This window comes from Kriegella aquimaris (genome assembly GCF_900103215.1).
GTDB lineage: Bacteria > Bacteroidota > Bacteroidia > Flavobacteriales > Flavobacteriaceae > Kriegella > Kriegella aquimaris.
In genome coordinates this window covers 21,473-47,137 of the sequence record NZ_FNGV01000018.1, presented here as the reverse complement: position 1 = coordinate 47,137, position 25,665 = coordinate 21,473, and the positions used below count along the sequence as shown (strand labels likewise).

Here is a 25,665-nt window from a genome sequence, read left to right as displayed (position 1 = left end):
CCAAAATTTAAGAATATTTGCACTTAACATCATCTTTACAGAAATATAACTTCCAAAAAATCATGCAATTAAAAATTTTAACACTATATTTGCGCTTTAATTTTTAATATTTAATTTTCTATTATGAGTAAAGGAACAGTAAAATTCTTCAATGATTCCAAAGGTTATGGTTTTATTACTGAAGATGGTTCAAGCGAAGATCACTTTGTACACATTTCTGGTTTGATCGATGAAATTCGTGAAGGTGATGTTGTAGAATTTGAACTACAACAAGGTAAAAAAGGATTAAACGCCGTAAATGTGAAGGTAATTGACTAGGTACGCATAAACTTTTTTATAGTAAAACCCTGACTTCTAAGTCGGGGTTTTTTTTGCACTTATTTTACCTAAATGTAGGAAATAAGATACTTTTTTGTAATTTTGTTCAACTTTCAACGCAACCATTATATAAAAAAAACATCTACAAGTAAAACAAAAACGTTTTCCCCACGTTAACCAGTTGATTAACCATTATAGCCATGCTAACTTTCTTTGGAGTACTTTTAGTTTTACTTGTTATCAATATAGTCTTATTGGTCGTCAGTGTGCCGGCCCGCAAGAATCCCCGTTAATTTTCGGGGCTTTATCGATAAAAGGTAGGGTTTATTATATGTCGGTTGTTTTATAGGTGGATGGATACCATCCCTTTGAAACCATATAATTTTTTTTCTATGCTTCCTTTTTTTGGAATTTTACTATTCTTAGTAATCGTCAATATTCTCCTCTTGATTTTCAGCATCAACACTCCACGATAGTACACACCCCCCGATTCTAGGTTACTTAACTAATATTCTTACAAATATCTTACTCTAAAAGACATAGGTCAATTGCAAACCGTTTAAAACTAAGGCACAAAAAAACCGCTTTGATATATCAAAACGGTTGTTTATTTCAAACGCATATAAATCTAGCCGACGTTCATTAATTCTACATCGAAAATCAATGTTGCATCCGGAGGAATAACCCCTCCAGCTCCTGCACTGCCATAAGCTAAGTCGGAAGGAATAACAAAACGTGCCTTATCACCTACTTCAAGAAGGGAGATTCCCTCGTCCCAACCTCGTATTACTTGTCCAACACCCAATTGAAAATCAATGGGCTGATTTCTTTTATAAGAAGAATCGAACACTTGTCCGTTTAACAAAGATCCTTCATAATGTACAGAAACCTTTTGTCCTTTTTCAGCTTTGGCACCCGCGCCCTTCTGAATGATTTTATAACGAAGTCCGCTTTCGGTTTCATCAAACCCAGCAGCAACCTTATCAAGTTCGGCAGCTTGTTTCGCTTTTTCTTCGGCCAATCGCTCTTTTCCCGAATTCTTAAATGTCTCGAACGCCTTTTTAGCATCCCAATTTTCAGCTTCCTCGCCTACGCGTATAATCTCAAGAGACTCAATGGCATCGCCTTGAGCAATGGCATCAACTATTTCCTGCCCATTTTCTACCCGTCCAAAAACACTATGTTTATTGTCTAACCACGGTGTAGGTACGTGCGTGATAAAAAACTGGCTTCCGTTGGTCCCCGGTCCGGCATTGGCCATTGAAAGTACGCCTGGTACGTCATGCTTTAAATCAGGATGAAACTCATCATCGAATTTATAACCGGCATCTCCCGTTCCCGTTCCTTGAGGACATCCTCCCTGAACCATAAAATCAGGTATCACCCTATGAAATTTTAAACCATCGTAATAAGGCTCTCCTTTCGATTTTGCAGTATTTTCTTGGTTCCCCTCGGCAAGTGCCACAAAGTTACCTACCGTTCCCGGAGTTTTGTCATGGGTTAATTTGACCAAGATTTCCCCTTTCGAGGTATTGAATTTTGCGTAGATTCCGTCTTGCATTTTACTCATTTTTTGTGAGCTGCAAATATACAATTTTGTTCGGAGTTTGTGAGTTGACCGCAGCAGGTTTTGAAAAATGCTGACACGGACCAAAATAGCACCATGGTACCAATTATTTGGCGCCTTGAAATTCTTACAAACCTTGAAAAAAAGAAAATATATTATCCCTTAATTTTTTTCGGAGGAACAATACCGTACTTATCAAATAAGTAAACCAAGCTTGCCATAGTGGCCGCCCCTAATTCCAATTCACGTTTATTTACATGTTCGAAGGTATCGTTCTCGGCATGGTGATGGTCAAAATAACGTTGCGAATCTGGCCGAAGACCTGCCAAGACCATGTCATCGTTTTTCAATGGACCAATATCGGCACCACTTCCCCCTTTTACAAATAGATGAATCAAATATGGCTCAAAAAGTTCTTTCCAACTTTGTACTTTTTCAAAATTAGCATCTGAACAATCGAATGAGAATCCCCTTGGGGTAAAACCACCAGCGTCACTTTCCAAGGCAAATATATGTTTCTCACCTTTTTCTTTTGCCAATTGGGCGTATTTGTTACCTCCTCGAAGTCCGTTTTCCTCGTTCATGAACAAAACCACTCGCAATGTTCGTTGGGGCTTATAACCCGTCTTTTTTAACAAACGCAATACATCCATGCTCTGCACACAGCCGGCCCCATCGTCATGGGAACCGTCGCCAAGATCCCAAGAATCTAAATGTCCGCCCACCATCATAATTTCCTCAGGATAAGTACTGCCGCGTATCTCACCAACCACATTGTAAGATTGAACATCTTCTAGCTGTCGACAATTTTGTTTGAAATAAAATTGGGTATTGGGACTCAATTCAAGCGTTGCGCTCAATAAGTTCGCTCCTTTGGTGCTAATTGCCGCAGCAGGAATACGTTGGTTCACCGGAGTATCACCATAACTCATAGCCCCCGTATGTGGATAATCATCAAGCCTTAGACTCATAGATCGGACTATAACGCCTACCGCGCCATATTTAGCTGCTTCCTCGGCACCTGAATATCTTTGATCAACGCAACCAGAGTATGCAGCATAGGTATTGATCAAGGTGGGGTCCATAGGTCTATTATAGAAAACAATTTTTCCCGATATTTTAGCGTTGCCCAATGCTTTTAATTCTTCGACACCTTTCACTTCGATTACTTCGGCCTTCAATCCGCCCAAAGGCGTCGCAACAGAACCTCCTAAAGCACAAATAGGAACATTGGTAGACATGCCAGGTACAGTTTCCAAATAAGCAAACTCAGGTGTTCCGCGTACCCATTTAGGAACCATGACGGGCTGGAGCCAGACCCGATCTAAACCTAGTAAATCTAATTGCGCCTTCGTATAATCGACCGCGCGTTGGGCCTGTATTGATCCAGAAAGCCTACCTCCTATTTGATTTGATAGATGATTCAACCAATCATGGGCCTTGCCTTCGGTCAACGCAGCTTCATAAAGTGCCTTTATCTGTTTTTGATCTTCGCTCTGCGCAATACCGGACCAACAGGTCAAAAGAAATAAAAGAAATAACTTCTTGATCATAGTTCTTTGGTTTCCAATTGTTGTTTATAGGTCTCCAAATTAGCCTTTATTTTTTCATCAAGTTCAGGTTCAGCTATATCTTTGTATTTTTTTAACGCTTCTAGCAAAATGGAAGCCACAATGACTCTGGCTTCTTCTTTATTGTCTGAAGGAATTACGAACCACGGGGCATGGGGTTTTGAAGTGTGGTTTATAGCATCTTCATAGCAGTTTTGATAGTCGTCCCATAATTTGCGCTCTTTTAGGTCACCGGGGGAAAATTTCCAATTTTTTCTCTTTAAATCTAATCTTCTGAGCAATCTCTGCCGTTGTTCTTCTTTGGAAATGTGTAGAAAAAACTTGAAGATGATAGTTCCATTTTGGGCTAAGTGCCGTTCGAAATTATTGATTTGCACAAAGCGTTTCTCCCAAAAATTTTCATCAATATCAGCTACACTATGAATACCGGGAATATTCTCACCCATAATATATTCAGGGTGCACCCTAGTCACCAAAACATTTTCATAATGCGTGCGATTAAAAACACCAAACTTGCCTTTGGCTGGTAAGGCAATATAATGACGCCATAAATAATCATGTTTACGCTCAAGCTCGGTGGGCACCTTAAAACTATGCACCACTACACCGCGGACATTAAAATCTTTGAAAACCTCACGAATAAGACTGTCTTTACCTGCAGTATCCATTCCTTGAAGACATACAAGCACACTATATTTAGCATGGGCATAAAGGGTATCTTGAAAATCACCCAGCTTTTCCCTGATATCTTCGAGTTCTTTTTTAAGCTTCTTCTCAGATGCCTTCAACGTTCCCGATGTAGGATAATCGTCCAACTTTATTACTTTTTCGACCTTAAAATCCTTTAAATCTATATTCTTCATAGGTTGAAGATAAAATTTTTTACCGTTGAAATACATCAATGTCTAAAAAAAAGAACCATTCATCCTATCTAATATTCAGTTTGTCCAAGTTATTGGATTCCATAGGCGTTCCATCGAAAAAATAAGGCACAAAGTCAATGAATACCTACCTTTGTAAGGTAAATCGTCCCAGATTTTACATGTTAAATACAGTGCTATGATGAAATATTTCGTTAGGTCTTTCTCGTTGGTCATTGCTATGGTTTTATTTTCTTCTTTTAGACCAAGTACTGCATGCGACTACCTAGGCTCGAACATGGGATTTGTGAGAGACCAGACCGAAAAAGCAATAGATAAGGAAGATATAAATCAAGCGCACTTTTATGCCTACAGGGCCTTAAAGGCCATTGAGAAGTCTAGAAAACAATTAGATAATTGTGGTTGCACGCCGGCCACCAAATTAATTGAAGAAAGCCTCGAAAATCTTATCATGGCCACAAGGGCAAGCACTTTAGATAGTACTCGTATACTTTTGACTAAAGCGCTACAAAAAACAAAGGACAGCCTAAAAGAACTTAAAAGACATGACCTTCATGAAGGGGAGTATGAGAATGATACTCTTGTCATGAATACAGTACCGGAAGAAGAAAGGCACAATGATTTGAACGAACCATTGGACCCTCGCTCTTTTCAAGAAAGAATAGACGAATCTCTGAGGAAATACGAAATTTCGATGAACAATGTCATCGCAACCGTCGATTGCAAAAAAGCACGTGCCTTTGCACAGCGTATTTATGAAAACTGTGAACAAAAATTACTCCTTGAAAATCTCTCCGAAGAAAAGAAATACTACAATCTAAAAACAAAGGAAATCACTGAGAATGCCTTGAATCAGTTAAAGGATTGTACGGAATCTTGGAGATGAAATTCATTTAAAAAAATCGCCTTGGCATCTGTTGACGGAATTATTTACTGGCAAATAGTTTAACGTCTTCTTCACTAACTTCATTACCTCCCAAAATAATCAGACGTTCGACCACGTTTCTTAATTCACGTATATTTCCCGTCCAATCATACCCTTTTAAGAGTGTTATTGCCTTGTCGGAAAATGTTTTAGAAGGCATACCCTGTTCAGATATAATTTTTTTTGTGAAGTGGGCTATTAGCAAAGGAATATCATCACGGCGGTCGTTCAATGCAGGAACCTTTATCAAGATAACCGCCAACCTGTGATAAAGGTCTTCACGAAAGCGACCTTCCCCTATTTCCTTTTTTAAATCTTTATTGGTCGCCGCTATCACGCGAACATCTACCTTGATATCTTTATCGGAGCCGACCCTTGAAATCTTGTTCTCTTGCAAGGCCCGAAGCACTTTTGCCTGTGCCGACAGGCTCATATCACCTATTTCATCTAGAAAGATGGTGCCTTTATTTGCTGTTTCAAACTTTCCGGCTCTATCTTTTACCGCAGAAGTAAAGGCTCCTTTAACATGCCCGAACAACTCACTCTCTATAAGTTCTGACGGTATAGCCGCACAATTGACCTCTACGAACGGACCACCACTACGTTGGCTTTTTTCATGAAGCCAATGTGCTACCAATTCCTTTCCGGTACCGTTAGATCCTGTTATCAAAACCCTGGCATCGGTGGGTGCCACCTTCTCGATCATTTCTTTGATGACCGTTATCTCGGGACTGTCACCGATCATTTCATAATTTTTACTGACCTTCTTCTTTAAAATCTTGTTTTCGACTACAAGCTCTTTTCTATCAAGGGCATTTCGAACAGTTGTCAAAAGTCGATTAAGATCAGGCGGTTTTGAAATATAATCAAAGGCACCCAAGCGCATGGTATTTACGGCCGTATCAAGGTCGCCATGACCAGAAATCATTATAAACGGAATCTCGGGTTTGATTTTTCGTGCTGCTTCAAGAACTTCGACCCCATCCATTTTGGGCATCTTAATGTCACATAGCACAAGATCGAAATCATTGTTTTTTATAGTTTCCAATCCTTTTAAACCATCTTCTGCCTCTTCTACCGAATAGACATCGTTCTCTTCCGAAAGAATTTTCACCAACACCCTTCTAATGGCCGCCTCATCTTCTATTACCAAAATTTTTGACATAATTCTATTTTAAAGTCCTATTCTAAATCCTGTCCTGAAATAAAAGGCCGGATCATCGTTCAATGTAAAAATATCATTTCTATCGGTATCCCTCAAAACGCCATATTGAAATAAGGTATGCCCCATAAATGCATATATCGACATCACTTTTGTAAAGTTATAAGAATACCCAAGCGTAACCAACGCGGCAGAAGAAGAAATTGACGATGCAAAACCGGCATCGGGCAAGGTATACGTATTCTGCAGGTTAACATAATATCCATCTAAAATAAACTCCGTTTGAATAATATGTTTTTGTTTGTAGTGATATTTCATACCCGTTTTTGGGGCACCGACAACATACGTCCAATTCGGATGAAACCGCTTTTCGAAATAAACGACCGGTAACGGAATGCGCAAAGCAACTGTCGAATTATAGGCCAAGCCAAGTACCAATCGCGTCGGTTTCTCAATGTCTTGTCTATCCCTGAAAGCTCCGACCGTAGCATTTATAGATACATCGCCATTTTCAAGCCTATTGGTCAAAGTTGACGATAACCGCGGTGTTATGACCCCAATGAAACGCCAGTCTTTATTATATTTCATTACATAGGCCAAATTAAAATCTACTATGTAAAAATGATTGGGGCCCTCTTGTTCACCAATCGTTATATCATTTCGCTGCAGGTCATAAGCTAAACGGTTATACTCGCCACCGATTATAATGGCATTAGAATCTTTAACCTTTATGGGCATATTCGCCACCAATTTTATTCGTGATAATTCAACATCTGAATCATTTCTAGGCATCAACATATACTCCAATCTAAAAACATCCGGTGTCTGGGCCAGGCAAAAGGCACCAGTGAAGAGTAACCACAAAAAACAGCCGTAACTCAATCGTCTCCTAATCCCCATTCCTTTGTTGAGTTTTCGACCCTACTGTGTTGAAAAGGACTATGCTGATAAACATGCACATCTCTTTGAGGGAACGGTATACTAATGTTATTATCTCTGAACTCAGTGTCAATTTTGTATCTCATTTGACTTTTTATTCCGGGAGCCCCAAAGCTATTCGTTATATAAAAATTAAGCGAGAACATAAGTGCCGAATCTCCAAAATCATCGAATTGTACGAATGCTTTCGGGGTTTTAAGAACATCTTCATTACCTTCAGCAACCGCTTCAAGAATTTGGGTGACTTTTGAAACATCACTACCATATGCCACACCAATTTTCAAAGACTCTCGTGTAATGTTATGGTTTTGCGTGTAGTTATAAATACTATCGGTCAAAAATACATGGTTGGGAATTATTATGACCTTGTCATCACGAGTCAAAGTTCTGGTAGTACGCAACCGGATTTCAAATACTCGGCTGACTTTATTATCAATTTCAATTACATCGCCCACATGAAGCGATTGATCTAAAATTATAAGGACACCCGAAATAATATCTTGAAATAGATATTGTAAGGCAAAACCTAAACCTACAAACAAGGCCGCCGATGCCGTTAACAATACGGTGAGATTAACACCGGAGGCATGAAGGACGGTAATTACAATAAGGATATAGAGCAAATACTTTAGGAAATTGAAAATGCTAACGAACTTATTCTTATCCGCTTCGGGTAATTTTGCCGTAACAAATTTATGAACCAAACGGAGTACATACGTTACTACGACCAATACAATAATTATCGTCAGCAATGTGCCAATGGTAATGTCGATATTATCCGTATCGATAATTCTACGGGAAAGGAACCTATTTATTGTAGACATTATGTCTTTAAAATACTCCATATCAATATTTTAGCCACCTAAGTAGTTCTTTATAAGTCGGTTTCTTTCCATACATAAGAATACCTACCCTGTATATTTTGGCCGCTAACCAAACGATGCCAATGAAAGTACCTATCAACAAAAGTATAGAGGTAACCACTTGCCAAATGGGAACGCCGCCTTCACCAATGCCTCCTGGCAACCGCATAAGCATGACAATAGGCGAAGTCAACGGAAAAAGCGAAAAACCTACGGCAATAGGCCCGTGTGGATTGCTAAAAACGGAAAAGAACCCTACATAAATTGCCAGCATCAATGGCAGAATTATAGGAAATATAAATTGTTGGGTATCGGTCTCATTGTCAACTGCAGCTCCGATAGCGGCATAAATCGAACTGTAAATCAAATACCCCAAAATAAAATATATTATAAAAAAGCTGATCAGCATAACCCAAGGAATTTGAAACAGCTCCTGTGCGTAGAGTTTCATGGTTTGATCTGCAGTCGGAACAGGCGGTGTCATACCGACAACCATATTAGCCGTATTTGGGCCATTACTCAATGCTGACGGATCAATATCGAAAATCGAAAAGGCCACAAATAGCAGTAAGACGCCGGAAATAATCCAAATAACGAACTGTGTGATACCCGCTAAAGAAGTACCTATAATTTTGCCCAACATCAATTGAAAAGGCTTGACCGAAGAAATAATCACTTCAATAATCCTGCTTGTTTTCTCTTCAATAACGCTGCGCATGACAAACCCACCGTAAATAATAATAAACATCATAATAAGGTACCCGAAACCACCGCCAATAAATGCTTTGATCTCGTTGATGCCTTTTAAGTTTGTTTGCCCTGCAAAGGTGGCGGTTCTGAGCTCAAAAGCACTGTCCATAGTGGCAAATTCTTCTGTTGATACCCCGAGTTCTTGAAGCCTTCTTTTACGCAACCTATCTTGAAATATATTTTCTATACGATCAAGCACCGAAGTGCTCGGCGCGTCTTTGGTGTAGAAAAAGGAATTTTCTGTCACCATCTTCAAGTTGTTTTCATTGGGAATATGGAGCAGTCCGTAAAAACCCATACGTTCCGTAGAGTCTTTAGCCGCCTGTAACGAAATATCATCGAAACGGACAAAAGATACGCTTTCGGTTGGGTTAAAATCTGTTGAAAAGTAATCACTTTCATTTAGCAGCCCAATAACCCTTTTTTCATTATCGTTAATTTTAGTCAGATAGGCTATAAGTACTACCATGCCGACCATTAAAATCGGACTAAGGAACGTCATGACAACAAAGGACTTGTTTCTGACTTTCGCCAAATATTCCCTTTTAATTATTAAAGGCAGCTTATTCATGAATACCTTTATTTTTAACCGTTTGAATAAATATCTCGTTTGCCGAAGGTATAGTTTCTAAATATAAGTTGACATTCGCCCTATTCGATAAATATGACAACATTTCACCAGAATCGTTAGAGGGCAATTGAACCGTAAAGTCTAATTGTCTTTCTTTTAAATCATATGTTGATGTGGCGATATCGAATTTCTCCATAAGCTCCTTCAAAAGTTCATCACCGTTTTCAACTTCTAAACCCACTTTAAAGATATTTCTTTTGTAGGCCTTTTTAATATCAGATAACCTTCCGTCCAATATTTTTTCAGATTCATGTAGCAAAGCAATATACTCGCATAACTCTTCTACCGATTCCATTCGATGTGTGGAAAATATTATGGAAGTGCCATTTTCTTTAAGTCTGAGGATTTCATCCTTAATAATATTGGCATTTATGGGATCAAAACCACTAAAAGGCTCATCAAAAATAAGCAGTTTTGGTTCATGAAGTACGGTAACTATGAACTGAATTTTTTGGGCCATCCCTTTCGAGAGTTCCTGTACCTTTTTGTTCCACCAATCCCCGATTTCCAAGCGTTCAAACCAAAACTTCAATCTTTTCTTCGCTTCCGCTTTACTCAATCCCTTTAGTTGGGCCAAATACAAAGCCTGCTCCCCGACCTTCATACTTTTATACAACCCTCTTTCTTCGGGCAAATACCCGATCATGGCAATATGCTGGGGCTTTAATAGTTCTCCATCAAAAAAAACCTTGCCGCTATCGGGAAAGGTAATTTGATTGATTATACGTATGAGAGTCGTTTTGCCAGCTCCATTGGGACCTAAAAGTCCGTAAATACTGTTTTTGGGGATTTCTAAGGAAACCTTATTGAGAGCGATATGCTTGCCAAATCGTTTGGTAACCTCTTCCGTGACCAAAATGTTGTTCATGTAAGCAATTTTGCCAAAGATATGTAAATGCTTTAAAAAGCCTTTCGCTTTTCGAATATATGTTGTAAGCGAACCGTGTTATAATAGATAGCTCAAAACCCTTCCATTTTTAGAATAATTTAAAAGGATTGACGACGACTTATATGCGTAATGGATTCAATTCCGAAACAAAATATCGATAATTGGAAAGTATGAAACGGCATCAGCGAATTCCAAAAAATATCAAGCAAGACTACTCTAGTCGATTTAATTTTCAACCTTTTTCACTACAAAGAGAAATTATCATAAAAACAAAACCCACCCTTAAAAATTTAAGGATGGGAAAAAAATTGCTATGAAAAAGAAAATTAATACTGGTTTCCCAATATTAAATCAAATATACGTTTTTTATTTAAAATCAAAATTAATATTCCCTAGGAGAACATATCCTTCACTTTTTCAAAGAAAGACTTGTCAGATTTCTCGGGTTTAGGTTCAAAATTATCATTTCCGCTCATCCGCTCAAAAAACTCTTTTTGTTCTTTGTTCAGCTCCTTTGGTGTCCACACATTTACATGCACCAACAAATCGCCACTTCCGTAGCCATTGATACTAGAAATACCTTTTCCGCGTAAACGTAAAATTTTACCCGACTGAATGCCCGGTTCCAATTTTATTCTGACTTTACCCCCTACGGCATCAATTTCTTTCGAAGTACCTAAAACGGCTTCAGAAATGCTGACGTACAAGTCGTAATGGAGATTATCACCTTCCCTTTTCAAGGTATCGTGATCTTTGGTTTCGATGGCCACCAATAAATCACCTGGAACACTATTGCCCGGCGCTTCATTACCTTTCCCAGGCACTTTCAGCTGCATGCCTTCTTCAACACCTGCAGGTATCTTTATAGACACCGTTTCTTCTTCGATACGAAGCCCTTGGGCATCTGCATCACTGGGACGTTTATCTAAAATCTCTCCACTACCTCCACAAACATTACATGTAGTAGCTGTTTGCATGCGACCTAAAATCGTATTGGTGATTTTCGTTACTTGGCCTCTACCAGCACATGTACTACATGTTTTATATGTAACACCTTCCGCCTGTACTTTTCTGCGAACCTTAACTTTCTTTTCAACACCGTTAGCTACCTCTTCCAAGGTCAGTTTTACGCGAATTCTTAGGTTGCTCCCTTTGACCCTTCGTTGACCACCGCCGCTGAAGCCTCCAAAGCCACTAAATCCACCTCCACCACCAAAAGCACTTCCAAAAATATCACCAAACTGGCTGAAAATGTCATCCATGTTCATGCCGCCGCCGCCAAAACCACCAGCTCCTTCAAAGGCTGCATGACCGAACTGATCATAACGAGCCTTTTTATCGGCATTGCTCAAAACCTCATAGGCTTCAGCAGATTTTTTGAACATCTCTTCAGACTTGGTATTCCCTGGATTCTTATCAGGGTGGTGCTCCAATGCCTTTTTTCGATACGCCTTTTTTATTTCGGCCGCAGTGGCATTTTTACTTATGCCCAATATGTCATAATAGTCTTCCTTCATCCCGCTATTTTAGTTTCCGACGACCACTTTTGGGTGACGAATGATTCTGTCGCCCAATTTAAAGCCCTTCTCAACGACGTCTATTATCTTTCCTTTAAGGTTTTTGTTAGGTGCAGGTATTTGCGTAATGGCATCATGAACCTCTGCATCAAAGGTATCGCCCTGCTCCACTTCCAGTTCTTCCAAACCTTTTGATTTCAGCGTTTCACGGAATTTCACCCTTATAAGTTCAACACCTTTGAACATTTCCTTATCCTCTGACTTCGCAAGCTCATTAAGAGCACGATCAAAATCATCTAACACAGGCAACAAACTTACAATAACTTCTTGGCCTGCAGTCTTAAACAAGTCCATACGTTCTTTGGAGGTGCGTCTTTTATAATTCTCGAATTCAGCAAAAAGCCTTAAAAACTTATCTTTCTCTTTTCCGAGCTCTTCCCGAAGTTTCTCCTCTTCAGATCTTTCGTCTTGTTCTTCCATTCGATTTTCAGTATTATCAGAGGACGTCTCTTCTGTAGATTCCTTTTGTGATAACACGTCTTCTATATCTTCTGCTTTGCTTTCTTTGCTCATTTAATACAAGTTTAAATACACAATTTTCAGACGGCAAAAGTACTGCCAATTCTTCAAAAATGTCATAATGTCACCAAACTTTAAAAAAAAATCCGCCAGTGGCGGATATAATAACTAAAACTGAAATCAAAATACCCTTTTAAGGCACATATTGCTTGGTACTTACCGAATTCGATAGCATGCCCTCGCCACCTTCATAAATTTCATCAAGAGCACGACAAATATTCTGGTATTCAAAAACAAAACCTTCTTCTTCAATTTTCTTACTGCTTACTCGTTGACTGGCTAATAATAAATAAGACATTTTACCGAGTAATAGTTGCAAAACAAACTTTGGGATTTTCGGCAAAAGAAGAGGCTTATCCAATACTTTCGCAATCTCTTTTACCAATTTTGTATTAGAAACAGGGTTGGGACCCACCCCATTGTACACTCCTTTAAGCTCATTATCAACTACGTATAAAAAAATTCGGGCCAAATCGGAAATATGTATCCACGATTGCCATTGCTCACCACTACCTATAGGTGCCCCAACGTAGTTCTTTATTGGTTTTGCCATTTCAGGTAGCGCGCCACCTTTCAGAGACATTACCAAACCTATGCGTACTTTCGAAACCTTCAAGTCAAGCTTCTTAAAGGCATCCACTTCTTTTTCCCAAATTTGTACAACCTCACCTAAAAAACTATCATCTACCTGCTTTTCATCCTCCACATAATACCTGTCAAATGAATGGGGATACACGCCAATGGCAGAGGCTGACACCAACGAAACAATTCGGCTCTTATCAATTTTTTCAAGGGCCTGATATAACGTTCGTAACGAATTGACCCTACTCTTGATGATTGCCTTTCGATTTCGGGGTGTCCACCTTTTTGAAATAGTAGAACCTGCCAAGTTGATAATAGCAGTTACATCTTTAAAGCATTCCAAATCGATTTCACCGCGACTTGGGTTCCAGAGAAATCCTTGATAATTTTCTCTCGAGACCACTTTTTTGGAATTGGTCGTCAAGTAGTTTACAAAAATATTACGCTCATGACACAAGCGTACTATTTCGCTACCAACTAACCCTGTTGCTCCTGTAATCAATACCCTCATACATCAAAAATAGGGGTTTTAGTAACGGAAAGCTTCAGGTTTAATTTCGATTTAACAGTGTTCTTTAAACTTGTGTTAATTTCCAAAGGTTTAAGGCTGGTATTTAACTTTTATCGATGTGAAAATTTTATTTTTTTGCCCTAAGCATTTCTCGTTTGCCAGGTGGGCCCGGTAGTCTTTCAACGACAAACCCAACGGCTTGCATCGCACGGCGCACACTTCCTTTTGCCGCATATGTGACCAAAACACCGTTTTTGCGCATGGCTTGATACATTTTTAAAAAAATAGCTTCGCTCCACATTTCCGGTTGCACCCTTGCCCCAAAAGCGTCGAAGTATACAAGGTCAAATTCATTTTCGGCATTGATTTCCTTGAAATCTTTTTGTTCTTTACGCAGAAAAAAATCATCGCTAATCTTTATTTCCCGTTCCCAATCAGAACTATGCATTTTCAAAAAAACGTCGGCAAAATTATCAACCTTCAATTGAGCCGTATAATTGAGTGCCTGAATTTCGGCTTCTTCAATAGGATAGAGCTCGACCCCCGTGTACCGCACTTTCAAACCATTGTTTCTCGCTTCTAAGAAAGTGATGAACGCATTGAGCCCTGTTCCAAAACCAACCTCTAGAACAGATAGGTCACGATTTTCAAAAAGGGAAAGTCCGTGTTTGACAAATACATGATAAGCTTCTTGTATAGCCCCATGTTTAGAATGATATTGCTCGTTCCATTCTTTAATATGTATGGTTTTAGAACCATCTCCAGTAGTAATTATTTCGCGCTCCACATTACTTTTTTAGAAGTACTCCATTTGCCTCAAAACCGTACATTTTTTTTGATTCGGTAATTTGGGCAATTTCCTCTTTAGACTTTCCTGCGTCGGTCGCATAATGTTGCTGATCGGCTACCGTCATTTCTTCCACAAAGGCCAATCCATTCACAATAACCGTTTTCCCGGCAATATCTTTTGGCATGAAAAATCCATAGTCTTTAAAACGCACCATAGTTGTCGAAGAATCGTTCAGCTGCAATCGCATCCAGCAACCTTTGGCCTGACAAACATCGATTACTTGTCCATAAAATTTACTTGCTACGGTATCATTTATAGCCAAGGACGCATATTTCTCTGACATCACAACGCTTGAAACATAGGCATCTGCCTGTATTTTCTCACCAAAAGAAGAAAAATTACCGGTTATGTTCGATACACTGTTTAGGGCTTTCTTGGTTTCTTGTCCAACACAAGAGAAAAAGATTAGCAAAACAAGCAGGAAAATAGTAAAATCTCTCATATACCGTGAAATTAATGCAACTACCACAAAACTGGGCAATTTTGCACTAAAAAAGAAGAACTAGTTGTCATAATTAATTAATTTTAATCTTTTAAATTTAATTACAATGGATACTACCACACTAAAAGTTCTAGTTGAGCGCGCCGAGAAATCGAAAATCGGGCAAGTTGATTTTAATAATCTATCTTTCGGAAACGTATTTACTGATCATATGTTGGTCTGTGATTACCGAAATGGTGTGTGGGAAACTCCTAAAGTAATGCCTTACCAACCTATTAGCCTAGAACCTTCAGCGAAGATTTTTCATTATGGCCAGTCGATATTCGAAGGAATGAAAGCCTATAAAGATGCAGACGGTGCTACTTGGCTTTTTAGGCCTTTGGAAAATCAGAAGAGATTGAATATTTCGGCACATCGAATGGCCATACCAGAATTGCCGGAAGAATATTTTATGGAAGGCTTAAAAGCCCTATTGCGAACCGACGAGCAATGGATTCCGACTTCTGAAGGTAGTTCACTTTATATTAGACCATTCATGTTGGCTTCTGGAACAGGTTTCCATGCCTCTCCCGCCAATGAATTCAAATTCATTATTGCCTGTGCACCTTCGGGATCCTATTTTTCAGGTAAGGTAAAGGTCTTGATAGAAGAAAAATACTCACGTTCAGCTAATGGCGGCGTTGGCTATGCCAAAGCGGGTGGTAATTATGCAGGACAATTTTATCCTACCCAATTGGCGAATGAAAAAGGATACCAGCAGGTTATTTGGACAGATGATAACAACCACGAGTACATCGAGGAAGCTGGCGCCATGAATATTTTTATTCGAATTAATGACACCTTGATAACCGGGCCCACCAGTGACCGCATATTAGATGGCATTACCCGCAAGAGCATATTGGAAATTGCAAAAGACGAGGGCATACCTGTAGAAGTTCGAAAAATTACGGTAAGTGAAGTTGTTGAAGCTTCGAAAAACGGAACACTTAAAGAAATGTTCGGGGCAGGTACCGCCGCAGTTGTCTCACCAATATCCAGTTTTGGTTATAGAGATGCCGACTATGACCTTCCAGAACTAGAGAATAGCTACGCAAGTAGGTTGAAAAAACGTATTACGGACATTCAATATAACAAAGCGGAAGATAAATTCGGATGGCGCTACAAGGTTTAAATTAAGTTCAAGGAAACTATTATTGTTTCTAAAATTTCTGTAGTGAACTTTATGAGTAAAAAAGAGCACCCTTTCGGGTGCTCTTTTTTTTAAGATTATTTATCCAAGACATCTTGAATATTAGGTTTAAAATAATTAGGGCCCTTTAGCACCTTACCATCTTCTCTATATATAGGTTTGCCGTCAGCACCCAATTTACTCATATTACTTCGCTGTATTTCTTCAAATACTTCTTCTATCTTATGCTGCATACCGTGTTCCAAAATGGTTCCGCAAAGAATGTAGAGCATATCACCAAGAGCATCGGCCACTTCAATTAAATCATTATTGTTCGCTGCTTCAAAATATTCCTTGTTCTCCTCGTCCATTAGGTTAAACCGCAACAAATTTTTATCGGCCCCCAAATTGGCTTTCATATTTTCTGATACTCCCAATCCGAACGATTTATGAAAAACCTCAACAGCTGCAATCTTTTGCTTCATCTTTTATGCTTTTAGTTTAGCTTTGCGTAAAAGTAAACAATATGTTCAGTAAAGGACAAATGATTTTCGCCGGGCTTTTCGTAATTGTCTTCGCTGTGGCAATTTTTTTCACATACCGGAAAGATAAAAAGTTACATGCCAAAAACTACAAGGGAGCTGTGTGGGTCGCTGTTGCTTTCTTTATTTTTATTGGTATTCTGTTTTTTATAAAATATGCACTGAAGAATTAAAACTAAGTTAAGACTCGTTATTTTTCCAAGAGAACTCGGAATAAAAAAATTTCTTAGCCCACCCTATGTATCAGGGGTTACTTTACTTTATTAATAAAGATTTTAGCTACTACCCCTATAAGTATTTATGCCGAAATTGATTAATTCACAACAATTTTTACTTTAACATTAGAAAAAAACAATATATAGTCATATATTTGAATAAAATTTAAACAAATGGCTATTTTTTTAATTATTTTGTTATTCTTGGCAATTATCAACAGCGTACTATTCATTTTAAATCATAATCAAGTTCAAGGTGTAGACCAAAACGAAAACCAAAAATTGAATACGGCATTGTCAGAAATATATAGAAAACGCTTCACTTCCTCTAAGAAGAAAAAGTAATTTAATTTCTCTTAACACCCTTACTTTCACCCCACAATAGAGTTCTATTACCTTAGGTATATTAAAAAAGCTAGGGGGTTATTCGTCGCGACAGCGGCTTTTTTTTGATAGAGACTTCTATTTCCTTCAAATAAAAGTGATTTTTAACCTCTCAAAAGTTAGATGTTCTCATAAAAGATCGTGTATTTCTTCTTAATCCTTTAATAATCCTTTTCTGTATTGCGTAATCAATTACAAAATAACAAAAAAATTGATTTTCCCACAAAAATTTGATTATTGACAACATAAAATCGATTTTCAACGTATAACATAACAAATAACATAATTTTGCGTTATTCATTCAAAGGGGCAATAAAATGATAACTTTTTTTACTATACTTTTCATATTAATAGGTTTAAATGCCATAATGATGGTTTTCAGTCTTAAGGGAACAAACCAAGTGACTAAGAAAACAACTTCTAACGTCTCAACGGCATCAGAATCAAAAATCTATCCTCTAGATTTAATTTCTTCCGAATACAAGAAAGCCGTATAGTTTTATACCTTTAGGGTGTGAAACAATTATTACTCGTTTTTCTCGGTGGTGGTCTGGGAAGCCTTTTGAGATATGTAATCTCCAAAACGCTCAATCCGTATTTTCAATACTTTTTTTTAGGAACATTCTTAGTCAATATTATAGGCTGCGTATTGATAGGAATTATCTTAGGACTTTCCTTTAAGGGCAATTTACTCAGCCAGAACCAAACTTTATTACTATCTACCGGGTTCTGCGGTGGATTTACAACATTTTCTACATTTGCATTTGAGAAGCATTCATTATTGACTGCAGGCGAACTTTTGCATTTTTCGATATATATGTTATCGAGCATAATCGTGGGCATAGCCGCGGTCGCTTTTGGCCTTTGGCTTTCAAAAGTCCTATAAACCATACTTTATTTTTTATCACTTTTTAATAATTCGCGGGTTCAAATGCGAAATTCTCAAGAGTTTTGCAGAAACCCGATGGGTATTCCTACGTTTTAAAGTTTTTATAGCACATCTTTCATAGGTCAATCATAAAATAACCGATTTTCATCATTTAAAATGTCATACCCATAAAATTTTAGGGTATACTTTGAAATATGAATAAAAATCTACGATGCACCCCCTCATTTTTTATGGGGTATTGTGTTTTAATTTATATTTGCCGAGTAAATAACAAACAATTATGAAGCAAATCGAAGCAATTATCAGAAAATCCAAATTTGACGATGTCAAAGAGGCATTGCATTCAATCGAGGTGAACTTCTTTAGTTACTGGGATGTAACCGGAGTAGGAAATGAAAAACAAGGCCATGTCTACAGAGGCATCTCCTATAGTACTACCGACATTCAGAGACGGTATCTTTCTATAGTAGTCTCTGACGAATTTTTAGACAGAGCTGTAAGCGCCATTTTAGAGTCAGCCTATACCGGAAATGTTGGCGATGGCAAAATATTTGTTTCCGACGTTCTGGAAGCTTACCGAATCAGAACGAAAGAAAGTGGCCATTCTGGAATAAACTAATCTAAAACTTAACAAAACTTTTATAATTATGGATGCAGGACTATTTACCGCAAATAATGTTTGGATGATGGTGTGCACAGCCTTGGTTTTCTTTATGCATACCGGCTTTGCTTTTCTAGAAATCGGATTGACCAGACAAAAAAATACAATCAATATACTTTTTAAAAATGTCTTTATAATATGCGTCGGCATATTACTTTACTATATCGGGGGCTTTAATTTAATGTACCCAGGTGAATTCAATGGCTTTCTTGGTTTCGCAGGCTTTGGCATTGCACTTCCCGAGGGGGGCTTGACACCTGATTATGCCGATGGAGGTTATACGTATTGGACAGATTTTCTGTTTCAGGCCATGTTTGCCGCCACGGCAGCTACAATTGTTTCAGGCGCCGTCGCAGAACGTATCAAATTAGGTGCTTTTATGATATTCGTACTTATTTATGTCGGTCTCGTCTACCCCATCGTAGGGTCTTGGCAGTGGGGCGGAGGCTTCCTTTCTACCATTGGTGGTGAGAACGGTGGATTTCATGACTTTGCCGGTTCAACACTTGTGCACTCCGTAGGGGGCTGGGGCGCTTTAGTCGCCATTTATCTACTAGGTGCTCGTATAGGCAAGTTTGGAAGCGACGGAAAAGCGAAAGCCATTCCTGGCCACAATATTCCTTTGGCCGCGGCCGGGGTATTGATACTTTGGTTGGGTTGGTTTGGATTTAACGGTGGCTCTGTACTTTCAGCTGATCCAGGATTAACTTCCTTGGTACTCGTAACTACATCATTGGCTGCAGCTGCAGGTGGGGTATCAGCATTTGCTATTTCGACCTTTATGTACAAAAACTTTGATTTGACCATGATGCTCAACGGAATCTTAGGCGGACTTGTAGGTATAACGGCAGGTGCCGACCTTATGTCGCCTCTAGAGGCAATAGCCATTGGGGTTATTGCAGGAGCTGTAATCGTCTTTGGTGTCGCTTTAATAGACAAAGTTAAGTTAGATGACCCTGTGGGCGCAGTAACCGTACACCTTATTTGTGGTATATGGGGTACGTTGGCCGTGGGTATCTTCGGCGACAAGGCCGGTATCGACCAGATTCTTTATCAATTAGCTGGTATTGGTGCAACAGGCGTTTTCTGCATGATCACAGCATTTATTATTATCTACACCTTGAAAGCGACTATGGGAATCAGGGTTTCCAAAGAAGAAGAACTTGAAGGACTAGACATTCACGAACACGGCATGGACTCTTATGCCGATTTCAGAATGAACGATAGATAAAAAAAAAAAACGGAGCGTTTGGCAGAACGCTCCGTTACATAATCCTCTTTTCGATAAATCAATATCAAAATTTCAAACAAACTAATAAAACATCCTTAAACCAAGGATATCTAAATCATTGAAATATGAAAGCGATTACAAATACAAAGTACATAAAAAATTTAGGTTTTCTAGCCATTATACTTTTAGGAACTACAGTTTTTGCCCAAGACGACGAAAGTGAAGATGCTAAAAAGTTCTCTCTTAGTGGCTCTATCGATGCTTACTACAGAGCGAATCTTAATGCGAACAACAGCTTTGATGAAGAGGCAGGCGCACCTTATGCCGCACCAGGATCATCATTTGCCAATCTACCCGGTTTTGCCTTGGGTATGGCCAACATTATTGCTTCATATGAAGGAGAAAAGGCCGGTTTCGTTGCTGACTTAGTCTTTGGACCAAGAGGTACAGATGCTATTTTTGCATCTCCAATTTACTCCGCAACAGGAAATATTGTCAATCAATTATATGCCTACTGGAATGTAAGTGACGCTGTTACATTAACTGTGGGTAACTTTAACACCTTTTTAGGATATGAGGTTATTTCTCCGGTTGCTAATTTCAATTACAGCACCTCGTATTTATTCTCATACGGCCCCTTCTCACATACTGGGATTAAAGCTGATTTTGCCTTGTCAGATGATTTTAGCTTGATGTTGGCCTTTATGAACCAAACTGATGTTACCGAGTTGAACATTACAGGAAAATACGCCTACGGTGCACAGCTTGGGTACAGTGGCCAATATTTGAACCTGCTAATCGATAACGGTTCGTACGAAGTAGATTATACCGGCGGTTTTGATTTATCGGATGATTTCTTTTTAGGTATTAATGCTGCTTATTTCGATGGAGCGGATGATACTGGTTTCGCAGGTGCCGCACTTTACCCACAATTAAAAACCTCGGAAACGTTCACATTAGGACTTAGAGGTGAGTATTTTGTTGAGACAGGTGCTTTCGGTGCCATCGGAACAAGTGTCGAAGACTCTAGCGTCTTTGCTGTAACACTTACTGGAAGTGCTACCATTGGAAATTTGATGATCAAGCCTGAATTACGATTAGATAACGCTTCTGATGATTCTGCTCTCTTTTTAGATAGTGATTTAAATCCTCAAAAGAGCCTATCATCTTTTGTATTGGCTGCCGTTTACTCTTTCTAAGACAACCATTAATTGATTGTTAGTTGAATATATATTAAGTTTAAGTAGCAAAACCCTGACACAACCCGTGTCAGGGTTTTTGTTTGAATGCCTTTACACCTGCCAGAATCTTGGTATCCAAAGCATTTACACTGGGTACTATCGGGCAAGAGTATTTTTTGTTATAGGCGCAATAGGGGTTGTAAGCCCTGTTGAAATCAATGATAATGGTATCACCTGCGGGTATTGACAAATCAATATACCGACCACCCGTATAAGTCTCCTCTCCATTTGTTTGATCTGTAAATGGCAAGAATAAATACTCTTTATACCTGTCTTGCAACATTAATTCTTTATTTTGATAAATCTCAAGCTGGTGCGATTTCCCATTCAAATCAAAATGCGCAATACCATAAACAGATTCTTCCGAGTTTTCGCCGGTCGTGGTCGGCATTAAAAAGGGCAGTGCTTCAGGAGTTCTTTCAAATTTAGCCTTGACTACATAATTGGTGTCAGGCGCAAAAAAATCCAATCCCTCAAAATTTTTTCGATAACGATCTGGCAAGGGAGAGGCTTCGGGATCTTTGAATTCTTCATCAAGTCCTTTTTGAAATTCAAAAATCAGCTGAACGGTATTGCTCTGGCCGACAGCTTCGTTCTTTTCTTTCAAGTCATGGTATTTCTTCTCTTGTCGACAGGATAGAAAGAGTATTAAAAGAAGAGGGAGTACGTAATGTTTCAAACCTTATTTTTTTCGCTAATTAATCAATAATATTCTAAATGAACATTATCAGGAATATATTTCCGTAGCTCTTTTGGACTGCAATCAACCTTAAGTTCTCGTTATTCTTCAAGGATATCGTATCGTGCCGATTTTAGATATTTTTCCACAATAGTATTAAATTCAGGAGTTATACGCAATAGGGCCGTACCTTCCAACGCATATAACTCATTTTTATCGGTATACCCGTTTTTGAACAATTCCTCGAGATAAAATAGCGATGTACCATAATCTTCATTTTTGGCACTGTATGAAATAATCTTAAGGTAGAACGAATAATCCGCTGGGTCCGTTATGGTTTTTAACATCCACAAAAAGTTCAGGGCCTCTTCATCTATAACTTCTTCAGCCCTCAACATATCTATATTATCAGCGATAAGAGCGTTCAAATACCCTTTAAGCCGTTTTCCCATTTTTCGCTCGAATAAATTGGAACTTCTATCATATTTTTTCAATTCTTCCATCTGATAGTTCCACCAACCCAGATTGTTATAATTATAGGTAAGAATATCTTCTTCCAAATAATAAGAGTAATCGTCCTTAATAAGATTCTCCTTAAAGAAAATGGTATTTTGATTGCGGTTCTGGGTTTTGAACAACTTACTTTTTCTAAGTGTTTTGCCACTATCTTTTAAAGAATCAATACTTTTATGGGGTTTATACAACTCCATCAATTCTTCGAGTGCATGGTTCGCCCGCAATGGCTTGTTCGAAGTAATCAGCGCACTGACATCGCCCAGATTTCTATCAAAACTTTCATCGATAAAGGTCTTGTCTTTTGGTACAGAACCCTTACCCATGGCAGACACCGTAAGATACTCCATGGCCTTCGATAAATAATCAGTGGTTGGCCACTCATGGCCTCCTTCAAATATCAAAAGTTGGTTCGGAAACTTCAATTTATCCAAAAATTGTGCGGCATTGAGCATATTCTGATAGTTGTAATCTTCATCACCGACGATACCGATATAATGAAAGGGGTTCTTGCTACTCAAAACATCCATATTGGCAATTGTAGCACCACAGGAAATCACGCCGCCCACACCTTTTATAAATGTTGGTATCAAAGAAGCCAATTGGGCCCCGCTAGAAAACCCGGCCATATATATTCTTTTTTCGGCTATTGGCAACAACGATAACAAAGAACGGAACATACGATTGGCAATCAAGACATTCTGGGAAATCGACAGGCTGTCACGAAGATTATTCGACGCAGCCAAAATATACCCTTGCTGCTCACCGGCACGACTAAACATACCTGTGACCTGTTTACCCCTTCCATCCATATCAAAGATGAAGACCACGGGCCACTTCTTGGAGGTGTCAAAATTAGAAGGAAGAAAAAGGGCATAACTTTCAGGCAAGGAATCGTTAACCTTGATTCCGTCAATGACCACCCCCTTCTTTAATGCCATTTGCTGCGCGGAAGAAGAAAAGGTTATACCGAGGACTAACAATACTAAGATTCGCTTCATATAAAAGGAGTCATCAAAAATCTAGCCAAAGGCCAATAAAACAAAGTTACAGATAACCATCGATATTTTCAGAAACAGATGTACCATATTGTATTGTTGTTCTCTGCGCATCAACAAATACTTACCTATTTGTGCGAAGCGCATTTTTTGGCAGAATATTTACATCGGACAACTACTCCCCTATCGCGCCAATTTCAATACCTTCAGAGTAGGCAACACTAATGTTATTATTATTGAATGCTTTTTTAATCGCGGCGTAAGCATCGAATGTGACTTCCCAAAAATCATCGGGCAAAACATATGGTCGAACCAATAGTTCAATACTATGGGAGTCAAACGTATTGATTCCTATTTCAACTTGGGGGTCATTCAGTATTTTGGAAATTGGAAAGAGTGCTTCTTCAATAATCGATTTAACTTTCGGAAAACTTTCGGCATAAGGCATAGAGACCATTAGCTCGAGACGTATCATCCCTTTTTCTGAATAGTTGGTTACCACCGTATCGGTTATTTTAGAATTGGGAATAATCAATATTTTATTCCCAGGCGTCAATACGTCTGTACTAAAAATACCAATTTCTTGAACCCTTCCGAACTTATCTTCAAGTTGGATCCAATCCCCGACCTTGTAAGGTTTCAAGGTCAATAACAATATACCCGACGCAAAGTTGCCCAAGCTGCCTTGCAATGCCATACCTATGGCAAAAGCCGCGGCTGCAAGAATAGCGAACAAGCCTGTAAGATCTGCACCAATAACCGAAGCAATGATAAAAAGCACGGCACCCTTGAGAATTATTCCTACAGTAGACGAAAGAAAAGGACGTATAGTTTCTGAGAACCCAGCCTTGGTCAACGCCAGTTTAGTCAAATCGACAATTTTCCTTACTATCTTAAATCCTATCCAAAGTATAACGCCTGCAGCAACAATTCTTGGCAAAAAGAATACAGCCTTATCTACGGCTATTTGGAGGTATTCGTCCATTCTGTTCCAATCCATGGACTAAAATAAATGATTAAATTGTTTACCGACAAACATTTAGAGGTTTTTATATGCCGCGCATTTTCGAGCCAACATAAATCTTACAAACAGTAGAGATGGTCATTATTGACATCGCGCAAGCCTACATACCTTACAACTAATGAAATTGAATTCAAAAATCACCCCTTTCGATGGGGGCATTTGAAATCACGTTCGACAATATAATATGCGTTCGGGTCTCACCATACTTTATAAGCTTGTCTATAAACTTTTCTAAATGGAATTGATCCTTGAGCACAACTTCCATCACAATGTTTTCATTACCCGTTATTCGATAACAATTGATTACTTCTTTGTAGGTTGTGACAATGGACAAAAAAGGCTTTAATTTCCCCATGAAAGCACGAAGGGTAATGATTGCTTTCAGATGGTGGCCTGTCAACGAATGAGAAACTTTTGCATTATACCCTTGCAAAATGCCCACATCTTCCATCTTCTTTACACGTTCTGCCACGGCAGGGGGCGTAAGACCTATTTCACGACCAATATTTGCAAAAGATTCACGACCATTTTGCTGAAGACATTTGAGTATCTTCCAGTTTAAATCATCTATCTTTACATTCGAAGCCATTCTCCCAAAATATTTTATAATATAAAGTAAAATTACAAAAATGCTTTTGATTATAAAGACAAAATCCATGATTCGGCCGTAACTTTATACTATTAAATTGCTATAACAAGATGTCCCACAATTCTTTACGTTCGATTCCGGTTTATCGGAAGGCTTTGGATCTCTGTATCATAAGCAGGGAAATTGCTTCGTATGTTTCCTTTAACAAGGATTTATTGAAGCTTTACAAATCTAACAGCCTTAGAGATATTATTGCCGATTCATTACTCACCGATGCTATTTTGATACCCAAAAAAATTGCGCAGGCGGAATATTCCAATTGTCCTGCCGAAAGAATGAAAAGTGCCACTTTTATTAATATCATGATTCGCAATATCAATTCGTATTGCAGAGGACTTGAACACGATGGCGTTAAAGAAAAAGAATACCTAAACCTGCTTCGTCAAGAAGTCAGAAGTTTTCGAAAATCGTTTAAGGAATGGCGAAAATCACTTCGCAACGGAGGAGATCTATAATTACATCTATTAATCATTACTACAAGATAGGTCGACACT

Annotated in this window: 27 protein-coding genes; 9 read left to right on the top strand and 18 right to left on the bottom strand. The window is 38.7% G+C overall.

The window, feature by feature from the left end; all coding sequences use genetic code 11:
* Positions 1 to 123: 123 nt before the first annotated feature.
* Positions 124 to 318 (top strand): cold-shock protein, encoded by a 195-nt coding sequence (locus tag BLS33_RS22435; protein WP_089895197.1) that lies wholly within the window; start codon positions 124 to 126, stop codon positions 316 to 318.
* A 628-nt stretch (positions 319 to 946) separates the two neighbouring features.
* Here BLS33_RS22435 and BLS33_RS22430 read toward each other — a convergent pair.
* The 3 genes from BLS33_RS22430 to BLS33_RS22420 form a co-directional block, all read right to left on the bottom strand.
* Positions 947 to 1,879, bottom strand: a complete 933-nt coding sequence (locus tag BLS33_RS22430; RefSeq protein ID WP_089895290.1) for a peptidylprolyl isomerase — start codon at positions 1,877 to 1,879, stop codon at positions 947 to 949.
* 161 nt (positions 1,880 to 2,040) lie between these two features.
* Entirely contained in the window at positions 2,041 to 3,438 is a 1,398-nt protein-coding gene (locus tag BLS33_RS22425; RefSeq protein WP_089895195.1) for a M28 family peptidase, read from the bottom strand.
* The gene (locus tag BLS33_RS22420) at positions 3,435 to 4,319 is read right to left on the bottom strand and encodes a PPK2 family polyphosphate kinase (protein WP_089895289.1); all 885 of its coding nucleotides are present in this window, start codon (positions 4,317 to 4,319) and stop codon (positions 3,435 to 3,437) included. The genes BLS33_RS22425 and BLS33_RS22420 overlap by 4 nt, the downstream gene beginning before the upstream one ends.
* A 196-nt stretch (positions 4,320 to 4,515) precedes the next feature.
* On the opposite strand from BLS33_RS22420, the gene BLS33_RS22415 reads away from it, so the two are divergent.
* On the top strand, positions 4,516 to 5,223 hold the full coding sequence (locus tag BLS33_RS22415; RefSeq protein WP_089895193.1) for a hypothetical protein: 708 nt from the start codon (positions 4,516 to 4,518) through the stop codon (positions 5,221 to 5,223).
* 40 nt (positions 5,224 to 5,263) lie between these two features.
* On the opposite strand, the gene BLS33_RS22410 is transcribed toward BLS33_RS22415, so the two are convergent.
* The 10 genes from BLS33_RS22410 to BLS33_RS22365 all read right to left on the bottom strand — a co-directional run bounded on the left by BLS33_RS22410 (position 5,264) and on the right by BLS33_RS22365 (position 14,977).
* Positions 5,264 to 6,427, bottom strand: coding sequence for a sigma-54-dependent transcriptional regulator (locus tag BLS33_RS22410; protein ID WP_089895192.1), 1,164 nt, complete (start codon positions 6,425 to 6,427; stop codon positions 5,264 to 5,266).
* Between the two features lie 9 nt (positions 6,428 to 6,436).
* Positions 6,437 to 7,324, bottom strand: coding sequence for a DUF6268 family outer membrane beta-barrel protein (locus BLS33_RS22405; RefSeq protein WP_143017672.1), 888 nt, complete (start codon positions 7,322 to 7,324; stop codon positions 6,437 to 6,439).
* Entirely contained in the window at positions 7,303 to 8,208 is a 906-nt protein-coding gene (locus tag BLS33_RS22400) for a mechanosensitive ion channel family protein (protein ID WP_089895188.1), read from the bottom strand. The genes BLS33_RS22405 and BLS33_RS22400 overlap by 22 nt, the downstream gene beginning before the upstream one ends.
* 1 nt (position 8,209) lies before the next feature.
* Positions 8,210 to 9,547, bottom strand: a complete 1,338-nt coding sequence (locus BLS33_RS22395) for an ABC transporter permease (protein WP_089895186.1) — start codon at positions 9,545 to 9,547, stop codon at positions 8,210 to 8,212.
* A complete protein-coding gene (locus BLS33_RS22390) occupies positions 9,540 to 10,475 on the bottom strand; it encodes an ABC transporter ATP-binding protein (protein ID WP_089895184.1) in 936 nt (311 codons plus the stop codon). The genes BLS33_RS22395 and BLS33_RS22390 overlap by 8 nt, the downstream gene beginning before the upstream one ends.
* 413 nt (positions 10,476 to 10,888) lie before the next feature.
* On the bottom strand, positions 10,889 to 12,013 hold the full coding sequence (dnaJ, locus tag BLS33_RS22385) for a molecular chaperone DnaJ (protein ID WP_089895183.1): 1,125 nt from the start codon (positions 12,011 to 12,013) through the stop codon (positions 10,889 to 10,891).
* Positions 12,014 to 12,022: 9 nt separating this feature from the next.
* A complete protein-coding gene (locus tag BLS33_RS22380) occupies positions 12,023 to 12,586 on the bottom strand; it encodes a nucleotide exchange factor GrpE (protein ID WP_089895181.1) in 564 nt (187 codons plus the stop codon).
* A gap of 139 nt (positions 12,587 to 12,725) precedes the next feature.
* On the bottom strand, positions 12,726 to 13,685 hold the full coding sequence (locus BLS33_RS22375; RefSeq protein WP_089895178.1) for a TIGR01777 family oxidoreductase: 960 nt from the start codon (positions 13,683 to 13,685) through the stop codon (positions 12,726 to 12,728).
* Positions 13,686 to 13,812: 127 nt separating this feature from the next.
* A complete protein-coding gene (gene mnmD / locus BLS33_RS22370; RefSeq protein ID WP_089895176.1) occupies positions 13,813 to 14,472 on the bottom strand; it encodes a tRNA (5-methylaminomethyl-2-thiouridine)(34)-methyltransferase MnmC2 in 660 nt (219 codons plus the stop codon).
* A gap of 1 nt (position 14,473) precedes the next feature.
* Complete coding sequence (locus BLS33_RS22365) at positions 14,474 to 14,977, bottom strand: DUF4920 domain-containing protein (protein ID WP_089895175.1); 504 nt, start codon at positions 14,975 to 14,977, stop codon at positions 14,474 to 14,476.
* A 106-nt stretch (positions 14,978 to 15,083) separates the two neighbouring features.
* Between BLS33_RS22365 and BLS33_RS22360 the strand changes: the two genes are divergently transcribed.
* Positions 15,084 to 16,148, top strand: a complete 1,065-nt coding sequence (locus tag BLS33_RS22360) for a branched-chain amino acid aminotransferase (RefSeq protein WP_089895173.1) — start codon at positions 15,084 to 15,086, stop codon at positions 16,146 to 16,148.
* Between the two features lie 95 nt (positions 16,149 to 16,243).
* On the opposite strand, the gene BLS33_RS22355 is transcribed toward BLS33_RS22360, so the two are convergent.
* Entirely contained in the window at positions 16,244 to 16,630 is a 387-nt protein-coding gene (locus tag BLS33_RS22355) for a pyrophosphohydrolase domain-containing protein (RefSeq protein ID WP_089895171.1), read from the bottom strand.
* Between the two features lie 446 nt (positions 16,631 to 17,076).
* On the opposite strand from BLS33_RS22355, the gene BLS33_RS24985 reads away from it, so the two are divergent.
* From BLS33_RS24985 to BLS33_RS22325, 5 genes are all read left to right on the top strand, one after another.
* Positions 17,077 to 17,247: a hypothetical protein gene (locus tag BLS33_RS24985; protein WP_176801485.1), complete on the top strand. Its 171-nt coding sequence runs from the start codon at positions 17,077 to 17,079 to the stop codon at positions 17,245 to 17,247.
* A gap of 553 nt (positions 17,248 to 17,800) precedes the next feature.
* Positions 17,801 to 18,172, top strand: coding sequence for a fluoride efflux transporter CrcB (crcB, locus tag BLS33_RS22340; protein ID WP_089895165.1), 372 nt, complete (start codon positions 17,801 to 17,803; stop codon positions 18,170 to 18,172).
* Between the two features lie 283 nt (positions 18,173 to 18,455).
* The gene (locus tag BLS33_RS22335; RefSeq protein WP_089895163.1) at positions 18,456 to 18,794 is read left to right on the top strand and encodes a P-II family nitrogen regulator; all 339 of its coding nucleotides are present in this window, start codon (positions 18,456 to 18,458) and stop codon (positions 18,792 to 18,794) included.
* A gap of 28 nt (positions 18,795 to 18,822) precedes the next feature.
* Positions 18,823 to 20,067, top strand: coding sequence for an ammonium transporter (locus BLS33_RS22330; protein ID WP_089895161.1), 1,245 nt, complete (start codon positions 18,823 to 18,825; stop codon positions 20,065 to 20,067).
* A 125-nt stretch (positions 20,068 to 20,192) separates the two neighbouring features.
* Positions 20,193 to 21,266: an outer membrane beta-barrel protein gene (locus BLS33_RS22325; protein ID WP_089895159.1), complete on the top strand. Its 1,074-nt coding sequence runs from the start codon at positions 20,193 to 20,195 to the stop codon at positions 21,264 to 21,266.
* Between the two features lie 70 nt (positions 21,267 to 21,336).
* On the opposite strand, the gene BLS33_RS22320 is transcribed toward BLS33_RS22325, so the two are convergent.
* From BLS33_RS22320 to BLS33_RS22305, 4 genes are all read right to left on the bottom strand, one after another.
* Positions 21,337 to 21,987, bottom strand: a complete 651-nt coding sequence (locus BLS33_RS22320) for a DUF1684 domain-containing protein (RefSeq protein ID WP_089895157.1) — start codon at positions 21,985 to 21,987, stop codon at positions 21,337 to 21,339.
* Positions 21,988 to 22,088: 101 nt separating this feature from the next.
* On the bottom strand, positions 22,089 to 23,501 hold the full coding sequence (locus tag BLS33_RS22315) for an alpha/beta hydrolase (RefSeq protein ID WP_089895155.1): 1,413 nt from the start codon (positions 23,499 to 23,501) through the stop codon (positions 22,089 to 22,091).
* 172 nt (positions 23,502 to 23,673) lie between these two features.
* Positions 23,674 to 24,498, bottom strand: coding sequence for a mechanosensitive ion channel family protein (locus BLS33_RS22310; RefSeq protein WP_089895152.1), 825 nt, complete (start codon positions 24,496 to 24,498; stop codon positions 23,674 to 23,676).
* Between the two features lie 154 nt (positions 24,499 to 24,652).
* Entirely contained in the window at positions 24,653 to 25,111 is a 459-nt protein-coding gene (locus BLS33_RS22305; RefSeq protein ID WP_089895288.1) for an Lrp/AsnC family transcriptional regulator, read from the bottom strand.
* A 110-nt stretch (positions 25,112 to 25,221) separates the two neighbouring features.
* On the opposite strand from BLS33_RS22305, the gene BLS33_RS22300 reads away from it, so the two are divergent.
* Complete coding sequence (locus BLS33_RS22300) at positions 25,222 to 25,626, top strand: hypothetical protein (protein ID WP_089895150.1); 405 nt, start codon at positions 25,222 to 25,224, stop codon at positions 25,624 to 25,626.
* Positions 25,627 to 25,665: the final 39 nt, after the last annotated feature.